The organism is Micromonospora sp. NPDC049201, from assembly GCF_055586805.1.
Genome location: NZ_JBVJHM010000015.1, coordinates 61,638 through 74,525, shown reverse-complemented (window position 1 = coordinate 74,525; position 12,888 = coordinate 61,638). Strand labels below are relative to the sequence as shown.

The window sequence follows — 12,888 nt, the reverse complement described above, 5'->3', positions numbered from 1 at the left end:
CAGGTGAGGACCAGGAATCGGGAGGGGTTGCGCGACCCCGGGCGGGTACGCCGGCTCGCGTACGGCGCGGCGGGCTTGATCATCGCCGTCGTGGTCACCACCGTCGAGGGGGGCCTGGCCGTACCGGCGGGTTGGGCGCGGCTGGTGCTGCCCATCGGCCTTGTGGCCGTGGCGCTGCGGCCCCGGTACCGGGCCCTGGTGTTCGCGGTCTGCGCCGCGTTCGTGGCGGTGGTGAGCACCGGGGAGTCGGTGCAGTTGGGCCTCGCGGCCGCTGGCCTCGTGTTCGTCTCGACCTGTGAGGACCCGGCCCGGCGTCCGTGGCTGGGGTGGGCGGGGGGCCTGGCCGGGGCCTTCGGCGCCCTCGCTGTCGCGCTGCTTGACCAGCGTGGGCTGTACGAGCAGCCGGTCGGCTTCGTGACGGTCGGGTACCTCCTGGCGATTCTGTTCCGGTCGTGGTCACGCGGCTACGCCCTGACCCGGGAGGCGGGCGAGCTGCGCGGCCAGGCAGCCTGGCTGGAGCAGCGGACGAACCTGGCCCGCGAGTTGCACGACGTGGTCGGCCATCACGTCACCGCGATGGTGGTGCAGGCCGAGGCGGGCCAGTTCGGTGCCGACCCGGGGGCGGCGCTGCGGGCGATCGCGGACAGCGGTCGTACCGCACTGAGCGAGCTCGACACGCTCGTCGTGCACCTGCGCGATCCGGACGCGGCGATCGCGGTGAGCGCGCCGCCGCGCCTGTCCGACATCGACGAGCTGCTCGCGCAGCCGCTGCGTCAGCAGGGCGTGACGGTGCGGGTCCGTCTGGACCCTGAGCCAGGACTGGACGAGCTCGGCGTGCTGACCATCTACCGCATCGCCCAGGAGGCCCTCACCAATATCGTCCGCCACGCGAAGGCCACGACCGCCTGCGTCGAGCTGGCCCGTATCGGCGACCGCGCCCGTCTGCGGGTCACCGACGACGGCATAGGTCTGCCCCCTGCGCCCACCCGCGGCTCGGGCCTGCTCGGCATCGAGGAGCGCGTGCGAGCCCGCGGTGGGAGCTGGGAGCTGGGCCGACGACCGGGCGGCGGCACCCTCGTCGAGGTCACCCTGCCGGTGGCGAAACCGTGATCCGGGTAGCGATCGCCGACGACCAGCAGCTCATCCGGGACGGCTTCAGCCTGATCCTGCGTTCCCAACCCGACATCCAGGTGGCCGCCGAGGCCGCCGACGGCCGGCAGTTCCTCGACGCCGTACGCCGCGACTCCCGCATCGACGTCGCCCTGGTCGACATCCGCATGCCCGTGCTCGACGGTCTGCAAGCCACCCGCGAGCTGGCCACGATCCCGCACGCCCCGGCCGTGATCGTCGTCACCACCTTCGACGACGACGCCTATGTCCTGGACGCCATCGCCGCCGGCGCGCGCGGATTCCTGCTCAAGCGGGGCAGCGCCCGCGACCTGATCGCCGCGGTGCGCACCGTCGCGGCCGGGGAGGCGATCCTCTCCGCCGAGGTCACCGGCGCGGTCCTCGACCGGGTACGCACGACCGGGCCGGCCACCCGCGTGGAACTGGCGGCCTACCACCTGACCGCCCGGGAGACCGACGTGCTCGCCCTGATCGGCGCCGGACTCAACAACACCGAGATCGCCGAACGCCTCCACCTTTCCATGAGCACCGTCAAGACCCACGTCACCAACGTGCTGGCCAAAACCGGCAGCCGCGACCGCGTACGAGCCGCCATCCTGGCCATCCAGGCCGGCCTCTTGCCCTGACAAGAACCGGCAGCCGTCACGCCTCTCCGCTCCTACCCGCATGTCACCCAAAATCAGCGCCGGTTCGCCGAACTGGCCAACTGCAAACTCCGCCGATCCGGCCACCGCGGCCTGACGAGTCTCAAGCCGAGTCACAGAGACCCAGGACTCAGAGGTGGGCGCGGCTGGGACGGCGTGATCTGCCAGCGTGACGAACCCACAGGTGTTGGCCCGCCTCATCCGCCGCCTTCCCGCACACAGGTTCAGGGCTAGTTTTGGCTTTGGGCCTACAGACCATCGGAGGTTGGGAGACCATCGACCGGGGAGGCGTCACCTACACCCGAACGTGCGCTGACGGGGTCGACGACACCAGCCCGTCGGGCAGGCATCAAGGAGTAGCGGACAAGACGATGGCCCGCAAGGATGAGGAATCCAACAAAGTCGCTGAGTTCTTCAAGGAGCTGAGCGAGCAGCCGCGGATGCTGTCACCGGCCGTCGAAACGACACTCAGGTTCGACCTTGAAGTCGATCACGAGGTCGAGAACTGGCATCTGCGGATCAGCCGAGGGATGGTCCACGTCCGACGCGAGCCCTTGCCGGCGGATTGCATAGTCAGGGCGAGCAAGGCGACCTTCGTCGAGCTGGTCACCGGCCGCGCGAACCTCATCACTCTCACCTCACGCAACCAACTCGCCGGGACCGGCGACCTGGAAGTCCTCGCCACCTTCAGAAAATTCCTCCCCGGCCCTGCCGAAGCCCGCGATCCTCGGTACATGCACCCGAGGTTGTCATTGGGAGGTGGGTGATGAAACTGGCCAGGCATCCTCGACGGAAACCCCCAGGCATGGTCAGCAGGAGCCCCACTGCTCCTGATCCGCGCGATTCTCGGCATGGAACCGGATGGTGAGGTCCTGACGGTTGATCCCGTGCTGCCACCCGGATTCGGCAGCCTGGAACTCCGTGGAGTCCCGGGCAGATGGGGCCGAGTTGACGTCCGGTCGTGATGCAGTCCGCGCCGCGTTGCCGTTGGCGAAGCTTCCTCCCGCGACACGTGGTCGTCTCAGTGCGGGCGACAGCGCCGCGGCACCCGACACGTCGTCAGGTACCGCGGCGCCCGGCAGAGGTGAGCCTCAGCCTCCGATGATCTGGTGGCGTACGGGACCGCTGGTGTTGCCGAGCACGTACCTCAGGTCCAGTGCCGAGCACGAGGAGTTGCCGTCGGGGATGTCCGGACAGCTGGCGGCCTCGATCGTCACCGCCTTGATGTCGTAGTAGTGGTTGGTCTCCATGGTGAACGTGTAGGGCGTGCCCGTGTAGCCGTTGGGTCCGCACGTCCCGCCGGAGGTCCACTGCGGGTCGAGGCTCGCCTTTCTCTGCCACGCGCCACCCGTGGTGAGGTCGCGGGTCCAGATGCTGACGGTCCACTCCGACGGCGTGCAGTTGTAGAGCACCGCCGACTTGTAGCCGGCACCGGGCGTCGGCGTCGGGGTCGGCGTCGGCGTCGGGATCGGGGTCGGGGTCGGGGTCGGCGTCGGCTCACCGGTGCTCGGGAAGCCGGAGCAGCTCAGGTTGTCGCAGTGGGCGAGCTTCACGCGATCGGTGTCGCCGTCCTGGTAGGTGATGACCGGCAGTCCGTCCGCCCCGATGAGGATCGAGTTGAGGCGGCCCTGGTCTCCACCGTTCTCCACCGTGTAAGTGTTGGTCGAGGTGCAACCCAGGTCGGCGCACTTGACGACCTTCAGGTCGTTCCCGGGGCCCTTGAACGAGGCGATGACCGTCCGGTCGTCGCCGAACGCAAGGCCGATCTCCCCGGTGACCTCGCCGCTGGGCACGAGTACCTTGCGGTCACCGCTGACGCAGAATCGGAAGTTGCAGCGGCGGATGACGAGTTCCGACAAGCCACCGGCGTCGCGCTGCGTCCACGCGACATAGGTGAGGTCACTCGCGTTGTCCCGGGCAATAGCGACATTGTCCACACCTCCGGTCGGGCCCGCTTCCGCCTGGATGTTCTCGAAGGTGTTGCACGCGACAGTCTTGCATCGCGCGAGTACGAGGTTGAACTTGCCCTTGTAGAAGAAGTTCGGGAGCCCGTCGACACCGTTCTCGACCTTCAGCGACGGAATGTAACCGCTGGCAAGCCCGGTGTTGGTGACCGTCGCGCCGGTGCAGGAGGCGTTGTTGCACCGCGCGACCTTGATGATCTTGTTACCGCTGCTGGGGTCGGTGGCGTACACCACGACCGGCAGGCCGTCGCCGCCGACCGTGAGGGCGACCTCGTCCTCCAACGGTTCGCTGTCGTCGATCACCGAGACCGTGCTGGCGGTGCAGGCCACGTTCTGGCACTTGGCGACCTTGAGCACCACCGGCTGCGTCCTGCTGATGTACTGCGTGAAGGCGATGACGGGCAGTCCGTCCCAGCCGGTCTTCACCGCCACCCGCTGCGGAGTGGTCACACCCTGGACAATGGTGCTGGTGCTCGTGGCGCAGGCGGCATCGTTGCAATGGGTGACACGGAGGGCGCCGCTGGCTATCTGCGCGGTCAGTGGCAGGCCATCGAAACCGACGGTGCTGGCGACCCTCGACACCATCTGCGAGTCGACGGTGCGGACGCTGCCCCCGGTACCGAACGGCGGGGTCACGCCGGCGGGCAGTTGCGTCCACCCCGACCATCCCCCACCGGTCAGCTGCTCCCGGTAGAACGCGTCGCCGTTCGTGCTCACGCCGACGACCATCACCCGACCGTCGATGCTGGCGTCCGCGGCGACGGATCGCAATCGGGTGGAGTGACTGATGTTGACCCAGCGCGACCAGCCACCGTCAACCTGGTAGCGATGGAAGACGTCGCCCTGCACCGAGGTGCCGAACAGCTCCAGCCGTCCCGCGCCGTTGCGGGCGACAGCGACGGAGCTCATGTTCCCGTCGAACAACGCCCAGCCCGACCACGTGCCGTCAGTCTGCTTCCACCGGTGGTACACCATGCCCTGCTTGTTGACGCCGAACACCTCGAGGCGCCCGTCGGCGTTGGTCTCGGCGGCGACCGAGACGAGTTGACCGTCGAACGCCTGCCACGGGCCCCACTCGTTGGCGTTCGCCCTCTCCTGGCTGCGGTGGAACACCGCACCCGACGCGTTGGTGCCGAACACCTCGAGGAGCCCGTTACCCGCGCGCGCGACCGCGATCGAGTTCAGGTTGCCGTCCAGCTGGGCCCAGTTGGACCAGCCGCCGTCCCGCTGCCACCGGTGCCAGATGTCACCGTTCTTGTTCAGGCCGAACAGTTCCAGCGCCTTGTCCTGCCGAGCTTCCACGGCCAGGGACCGCACCTGCCCGTTGAAGGCGTTCCAGCCGGTCCACTGGCTGCTGCCCGGGGTGGACTGCCAACGGTTCAGCGCGGTGTCGTACGCGTCGGTGAGGAAGAACTCCATCCGACTGTCGGAGTTGGTCGCCAGGGCGGGCGTCCTCGACGCGAAACTGGTCGACAAGTCGCCGCTCACCGCGCCGGCCTGCGACGGCGGGAGCAGCGACAGCGCCGGAACCGCCGCCAGAATGCCGACGGCGGCGACGACGCTGCGCCATTTAGGCATTCGCCAGCGGTCCCCGCTGACGTTTCCTCTTTTCATGCTTTCCCAATCTCTCAGGGTCTGTCATGCGGTCTCGCGTTCCGCCTGGTTCCGGTGACGTTCCACTACCACGCGGTGTGGGACTGCCCGGTCCGCCGGTGAGACGCCGCAGACGGCCCGTCCGCTGGCCGGCTGGTGGGGAAGGCACGAGGCAGGCACGGGTCGCATCAGAGGTTCGGCGCGTGTGCGCGCTCTCACCGCTCACCCGGGAGCCACTTCACGTCGCGCAAACCGCTCTCAGGGACGCTCTTGCGTCAACACCCTTACCAGCTCGGTCCGCGTGGTGACGCCCAGCTTGCGAAAGGCAGAAGTGAGGTGAAGTTCGACCGTCCTGGTCGTCAGGTACAGCTTCTGCGCGATCTCCTTGTCGGTGAGACCGTGCACCGCCAGGTCGGCCACTCTCGCCTCACTCGGAGTGAGGCCGCGTCTGCCCGTCACGTCGCCCGTGCGGGGGCGGACGCCCACCTCGTGCAACCGTTCCGCGAGTGCGTCACGCAGTGGGATCGCCCCGCATCCGGCAGCGAGCCGGTGACCCTGCTGAAGTCGTTCGCGGGCGTCATCCGTGTACCCCAGATGCAACAGCGCGCTGCCGAGTGCGTACAACGTCTGAGCGCGGTCGAGGCGGGCTTCCGTACTGCCGAGCAGCTCCGCTGCTTCCGACAGGAGTTCTGGTCGCTTCCGGAGGGGTGCCACGGTGGCGCCCAGACGCAGGCTGCGTGCGACGGCCCGGGGCGTACCCCACGCTCGCGCCACGTCGATGAACTGCGCGGAGACATCCTCCGCTGCACGCCGCCGGCCGAGGGCATCCAGGGTGATGATCATCGGCGAGCGCCAGTCGGCAAGGATCGGGTTCTCGATGGCGAGGTTGTCACACTCGTCCCGCAGGGCGCCGGCGAGGCGGTACGCCTCGGGGATGTCGTCCTCGGCCAGCGCCAGGGCGATCAGTGCCTCGCCGAACAGCCGGGTGCTGATGTCCGCGGGGCAGCCGCCCTGGACCTCGGCGAGGACCACCCGCGCGCCGGTGACGTCGCCGCTGTGCAGCAGGGCAAGGGCGAGATAGTTCCCGATGTAGGGAAGACCGACATGAATCGACGAGGTGGTCACGGCTTCCCAGCCGGCCCGGCCATCGGAGACGGCCTCGGCGAGGTGGCCTCGGCTGAGCATCAGGGCCGAGCGGAAGCACATGGCCGGTGCGAGGGCGCGCAGTGAACCGGAGCGCCGGGCGTGCGCGATGGCGGCATCCACGCTGGGCAGCGCCTGCGGTGCGTCACACACGTCCAGCACCTGCCACGCGCAGGCCAGGGTGCTCTCGGCCAGCGGATGGCGGATGAGCACATCGCCGGCAACGGCGCGCTCGGCGCGTCGCTGAGCCGACCGACGGTCGTTGCGGCAGGCATCCCAGACCGACAGTGCGGCGTCGCGCATCAGCCCGCCGTCGCTGTCGTCACCGGACAGGTGACGTTGCGCTTCGATCATCTGCGCCAGGCCGAGAGCATCGCGGGCCGGGTAGGCGGCGTCGATCATGCAGGATTCCAGCCCCTGCCGCGCGGACGTCGAGATGCTGCCGTCTGCCAGCGCCTCTCGGCAGACGGTGACCGCCTGCGCCGCGTGGCCCGCGAAGAACTGGGCTCCGGCCAATGCCAGGGCGGTTCGCGCTCGTGTCTCGGGATCGGTCTCCAACGCCAACCCGGCAGCCAAATGCCCCACCGCCGCACCCGTATCCACCAGAAACTCCGCCATCCCCAACCGCGTCAGCACACCACCCCGACCCTCACCCAGATCCTCCTCCAACAACCGCCGCAAAAACGCCACCGCAGAATCCACCGCACCCCGCACCAGACACACCCGCGCCGCCTCACCCAACACCCCCACCGCATCCACACCACCCCACCCCGCCGGCACCCGCAACAACTGCGAACCCGCACCCACCACATCCCCCACCCGCAACGCCACCCCCGCCGCACGCACATGCAACCCCGCCCGCACCCCCGACCCCACCCCCTCATACACCGCCTCACAAATCAACGGGTGAGCGAACCCGAAGCCGCCTGCCGTCTCCGTGACGTAGGCGCTGTCGCGAAGGATGCTCAGCCCCTCCACGACCTCCTGTGGCCGGGCCTGCACGACCTGGGCCAGGGCGTCGACCGAGGCGCCGTCGCCCACCACCGACAGGGCCTGGGCCGCTACCGCGGCAGCGGGCGGGAAGTAGTCCAACTGGGTCCTGACCAGCATCGAGATGACCGGCAAGCCGGTCTCCAGTGCCGACGCCGGGTCCTGTCCGCTGGCCACGGCGCCGTTGATGCGTTTGGCGAGCTGCCCCAGCAACAGCGGGTTTCCGCTGCTGAGCCGACGGCATTGGGCTGTCACGGGATCGTCGGGAGGCATGCCCGTCAGCGCGTTCAGAAGGCGCGCCGAGCCAGCGGCGGTCAGCGGCGCGAGGATGTGGGTGACCGAGGCGAAAGCCGACAGCAGAGGCTGAACCCGATGGTCGTCGCCCTTGCGGAGGCCCATGACCAAGATGATCGGTAGCGCTTCCAACCGGGCGCTCAGATAGGCCAGGAAACGCACCGAAGGCACATCCAGCCATTGGAGATCATCCACGATGAGCGCGACCGGAGCGTGTTCTGCCACGTCGGCGACCAGCCAGTAGAGCGAGTCGAGCAGGGCGTACTCGCCGACGGCGCGCTCTCCACGTGCCTGGTCCCAGCCCAGCAGCGCCTCGCGCGCCAGCGCGCTGCCGGCCGACGCGGAACGGCCAGACTCGCGAGAGGCACGCGTCTCGCCGTGGAGTAGGTGCCGGACCCCGGCCCAGGCGGCGTCGCTCTCCCCCGGCCATCCACCGACACTCATGACGGTGAAACCGCGCTGCCGGGCCCGCCCTTCGGCGTACTCCAGCAGAGAGGTCTTCCCCATTCCCGGGGGCCCCTCGAAGAGCAGAACAGTGCCGGCAGAGGCAGCCGCGGCCCGCATCGCCTCATCGATCAGGCCAGTCTCATGATCACGGTCGACGAGTTCGTCCCGGCCCTCCCCGCCTGCGTCCGGTGGGGCTGCCGGCTTCCCGCTGAGGGAGGCTGTGATGCCCGTGGCGGTGAGGTCGAGTTCGGGTGCGTGCCGGAGTATCGCCGTGTACAGCTCGTTCGTCGCCACCTGCGGCCCGGTATCCAGGTCCGCCGCGAGAGTTCGTTTGAGGCGCTGGTAGACCGACAGCGCGTCGCTCTGCCGTCCGCTGCGGTAGAGGGCGGTCATGAACTGCCGGTGCAGTTCCTCGTCGAGCGGCTGCTGCTCGATCGCGTGTGCCAGCTCGGCCACGAGTTGATGGTGCTCGCCCAGTGCGAGCCGGGCCTCGACGAGAGCGTTGGTGGCGGCCCGGCGGATGCCGTCGAGGCGTACGGCCTGGTCGTTGAACCAGGTGAGGTCCCGCAGATCACTGAGGGAGGGGCCGCGCCAGGCGGCGAGCGCGTCCCGCAGTTCGCCGACGACCTTCGCGGGATCATCGGCGAGCATCGCGTCGTGGATCCGCCGCTCGGCGAGTTGCAGGTCGGTGAACTCATCGCCGAGCTGGAGTACGTAGCCGGAGCCTCTCGCGAGGATCAGACCGCGTAGCGCGTACTCCCGGCGCAGATGCGTCAGGTGGCTCTGCAGCGTGTTCATCCTGGTCGCGGTGGTCCGACCCGGCCAGGCGATTTCCAGCAGCCGCCGTGAGCTGACGACGTCACCGGGTTGCAGGGCGAGCGCCGCCAGCAGGGCGCGTCGCCGTAGGCCACCGACGGGACGAGGCGCGCCGTCGACGACTACCTCCAGGGTGCCGAGAAGTCTGACTCGACTTACCGGTGGTTTGAGCACCTCCATCACCTCACAGCTGTCGCGGCGTCGGGAATGATGGCTCGCCTCGGCGTCGGTGATATGCGGGTCCACATCAGGCCTACTGGTATCGCCTGTCGTCAACTCCGGCAGGAGCCGACGTTTCCGAGTCCGACGCGCGTGATACCTGGGCCAGTTGCCCACGGCCGGAGACGCCGAGCTTCCGGTATGCACTCGTGAGGTGGGTCTCGACCGTCTTCAGCCTGATGAACAGGCTGTGTGCGATCTCGCGGTTGCTGTGGCCCGCCGTCGCCAGTTCGACGACACGCCTCTCGGCCGGCGTCAGGCGCTCCGAGCGGCCTCCCTGCTCCGTACGAACGCGGGTGCCCAGCAGGCGCAGACTGCCCGCGGCATCGCGAGCCAACGCTTCGGCGCCGCACGCCACGGCGATCTCGTGTGCTCGGCGCAGGTGCTCACGCGCCTCCATCGGCGACCCCGTCTGGCGCATCGACTCACCCAGCCGGTGGAGGGACTGGGCCAGTTCCCATCGGGCTTCAGCAGCCTGGAAGTGCTTCGCCGCCTCGTGCAGGAGTTCCGTACGCCGCCGCGCGTGCACCACGTCAGCCATGGCCGCCAAGGACCGCCCGATGGCCCGGGCGGTGCCCCAGGTGGTAGCCGAATCGATGAACTCCTGGGCCGTAGCCAACGCGTCGTCTCCCCGGCCGAGATCGGTGAGGCAGCGGATCATCAAGGTACGCCAGTCCGGATCCACCGCGTTGGTGATACCGCTGACGCGGCACTGGTCCCGCAGGGCGATGGCCCTGGCCAGGGCGAGGGTCGTCCTGCCCTGCGCAAGCAGCAGGCTTGCCTCCGCGTACGTCCTCAGTCCATTCGTGACATCAAGCGCCGGGCCATCCTTTAGCTGGGATCGGATGGTGTCGGCGGCGTCCACATCACCTCGCCGCAGGAGGGCGATCATCAGATGGCTGCCGGCGAGGATCTTGCCGAGTCGCAACTCGTGCCGCACTGCCTGTGCCCAACTGAGGCGCAGGTCGTCGACAGCCTCGCGTACGTCGCCATGGGCCAGCAGGACGGCGCCCCGATGGCACCTGGCCAGCGTCTGCCCCCACCGGGAGCCGGTCGTCTCGACGTGGGTGAGGAACGTGTCGATGGCGGGTAGGGCTTCCGGGGCGTCGCACGTCGTGAGCACCTGCCAGGCTCGCGCGGCAGCGTGCGCGGCGAAGGGCTGTCGGCTCAGATCGGCTGCCGTCGCCACCGCGCTCGCCCGCCTCAGGGCCGAGACGCGGTCGTTTCGAAGGGCAGCATGGACAGCCAGCGCGGCCTGCAACATCAGGTCGCCGGTCGTCGAGCCCGGCGGACGGTCCCGCCACTCCTTCACAAGCGGCTGGATGTGCGGAAGGTGACGAGCGGCGATGGCGGTGTCGACGATCATGGCCTGTAGTGCGCGGTGTGTGCTGCTGAGCGGGTCAGGGCTGTGGTGCAGGGCGTCCTGTGCCACGTGCATCGCCTCGGCGGGCTGACCGTCGGCGTGCAGCGCCGCAGCCAGTGTCAGGGCGGTTCGCGCTCGTGTCTCGGGATCGGTCTCCAACGCCAACCCGGCAGCCAAATGCCCCACCGCCGCACCCGTATCCACCAGAAACTCCGCCATCCCCAACCGCGTCAGCACACCACCCCGACCCTCACCCAGATCCTCCTCCAACAACCGCCGCAAAAACGCCACCGCAGAATCCACCGCACCCCGCACCAGACACACCCGCGCCGCCTCACCCAACACCCCCACCGCATCCACACCACCCCACCCCGCCGGCACCCGCAACAACTGCGAACCCGCACCCACCACATCCCCCACCCGCAACGCCACCCCCGCCGCACGCACATGCAACCCCGCCCGCACCCCCGACCCCACCCCCTCATACACCGCCTCACGAATCAACGGACGCGCCAGCGCGAACCGCCGACCCCCGTCGCTGGCAGCCACCAGTTGATTCGCGCGCAGCGCAGCCAGGTGGTGCATCGCCTCCGCGACATCGATCCGAGCCGTCGCCGCCACCGCCTCTGCCCCGGCCGGGCCCCGCCACACCGCCAAGGCCTGCGCGACGCCGGCTGCTCCCGGCGGCAACTGGCGCACCTGCGCCTGAACCAGGCGTCGTACGCTCGCTGCGCCCCGCTCCACCCCACGTTCGCCACCGAGGTGGCGGCCGAACTCCCGGACCAGAAGCGGGCTGCCGCCTGTCAACTCATGACACTGCTGCGCCAACTCTTCACCTCCATGGCCCAGCACAGCAGCACAACCATTCACCGACAGGGGCGCCAGGACCCGCGTGAACCGAGCAAGCCCAGTCAGGACCTGATCGATCTCCGCCACGCCCGGCCGCGATGTCCCCAGCAAGACCATCGGCAGGCCGCAGGCCCGCGCGGCGAGGTAGGCCGTCAGCCGCACCGAAGGAAGGTCGCACCACTGCAGGTCGTCAAGGGTCACCAACAACGGCCCCCGCTCACACGACTTGGCCATCAGCCGATAGAGCGCATGGATTTCCGAGCGTTCCAGGTCCGACTCGCGCTGACGTCCCGAAGGTGTCGGCAGCTCGCCGTGCGCATCGGAAGCAGGTGTGCCCGCGGAGAAGCTGAGGGGGCCGAACAGCGAGCCTTCGAACAGTTGACGCGCGCATCCCCAGTCGTAGGTTGCCTCCAACTGCCGACCGACGGCGGCGGCGAGGTTGAACCCCAACTCTCGGGCCCGAGCCCGTGCGTGTCCCAGCAGCGCCGACTTGCCGATACCGGCTGGACCCTCGAACAACACGACCGAACCTGTTCCCGCGCGTGCCTCCGCGAGCGCCTGCTCCAGCAGGCTCATCTCCGCCGCGCGCTCCACCAACGCCCCTTCCCGCGCCGCGGGTCGCGCCACTACGCGTCCCGCACCGCCAGGCTCGGTCGTCCCCGGGAGAGTCAACGCCTCGTCGTGACGAAGGATCGACGACTGCAGCCCACGTAACACCGGCCCGGGATCAACTCCCAACTCGTCGGCCAACCGACGTCGCAGCCTGCCGAACACGGTGAGCGCGTCACTGGGCCGACCGCACCGGTACAACGCCACCATCAGCTGTCGATGCAGCTCCTCGTCGAAGGGATAGCGTTCCGCCAGGTGCTCCAGTTCTCCCACCAGAGCACCGTGCTCGCCCAGCACCAGACGCGCCTCCGTCAACGACGACAAAGCCCCCCGCCTCACCCCGTCCAACCGCGCCGCCTGATCCGCGAACCAGGTCAGATCCGCCAGCCCGGCCAGGGCGGGACCACGCCACCAGCCCAGTGCCGACCTCAGCAACCCGGCCCGGCGCGCCGGATCCGCCTCCTCCGCGGCGCGTCGAAGCAGCTCTTCCATCACCTCCACGTCCGTACACCCGGCGCCCAGGTCGAACAGGTAACCCGGAGCACGGGCCAGGATCGCCTCCCGTAGGCCCGGCTCGCGACGCAACGACGAGACGTGACTCTGCAGTGCGTTCAGGGCGGTGACGGGACCGGCGCCGTTCCAGACGACATCGATGAGGTCGTCCGCCGAGACGACCTGCCGGACCTGCAGCGCCAACGCCGCCAAGACAGCACGTTTGCGCAGTCCGGCGACAGGCCGGTGCAGCCCGGCCGCAACCACCTCGATCGGGCCCAACAGCCGAACCCGGACGTCAGCGCGCATGTCCGTCCTCGGCTTCGGACGCCAACCG

At 69.2% G+C, this 12,888-nt stretch carries 6 protein-coding genes; 3 read left to right on the top strand and 3 right to left on the bottom strand.

What is annotated here, in order from left to right:
- Positions 1 to 3: 3 nt before the first annotated feature.
- The 3 genes from ACZ6O5_RS27690 (at position 4) to ACZ6O5_RS27680 (ending at position 2,539) form a co-directional block, all read left to right on the top strand.
- Positions 4 to 1,110, top strand: coding sequence for a sensor histidine kinase (locus ACZ6O5_RS27690; protein WP_465980719.1), 1,107 nt, complete (start codon positions 4 to 6; stop codon positions 1,108 to 1,110).
- Positions 1,107 to 1,754 (top strand): response regulator transcription factor, encoded by a 648-nt coding sequence (locus ACZ6O5_RS27685; protein ID WP_281939971.1) that lies wholly within the window; start codon positions 1,107 to 1,109, stop codon positions 1,752 to 1,754. The genes ACZ6O5_RS27690 and ACZ6O5_RS27685 overlap by 4 nt, the downstream gene beginning before the upstream one ends.
- 389 nt (positions 1,755 to 2,143) lie before the next feature.
- Complete coding sequence (locus ACZ6O5_RS27680) at positions 2,144 to 2,539, top strand: SCP2 sterol-binding domain-containing protein (protein WP_465980717.1); 396 nt, start codon at positions 2,144 to 2,146, stop codon at positions 2,537 to 2,539.
- A 324-nt stretch (positions 2,540 to 2,863) separates the two neighbouring features.
- Here the strand turns inward: ACZ6O5_RS27680 and ACZ6O5_RS27675 are convergent, their stop codons facing one another.
- The 3 genes from ACZ6O5_RS27675 to ACZ6O5_RS27665 all read right to left on the bottom strand — a co-directional run bounded on the left by ACZ6O5_RS27675 (position 2,864) and on the right by ACZ6O5_RS27665 (position 12,860).
- On the bottom strand, positions 2,864 to 5,350 hold the full coding sequence (locus ACZ6O5_RS27675) for a PLL family lectin (RefSeq protein ID WP_465980715.1): 2,487 nt from the start codon (positions 5,348 to 5,350) through the stop codon (positions 2,864 to 2,866).
- A gap of 237 nt (positions 5,351 to 5,587) precedes the next feature.
- Complete coding sequence (locus tag ACZ6O5_RS27670; RefSeq protein WP_465980713.1) at positions 5,588 to 9,265, bottom strand: BTAD domain-containing putative transcriptional regulator; 3,678 nt, start codon at positions 9,263 to 9,265, stop codon at positions 5,588 to 5,590.
- Between the two features lie 7 nt (positions 9,266 to 9,272).
- Positions 9,273 to 12,860: a BTAD domain-containing putative transcriptional regulator gene (locus ACZ6O5_RS27665; protein WP_465980711.1), complete on the bottom strand. Its 3,588-nt coding sequence runs from the start codon at positions 12,858 to 12,860 to the stop codon at positions 9,273 to 9,275.
- Positions 12,861 to 12,888 lie beyond the last annotated feature (28 nt).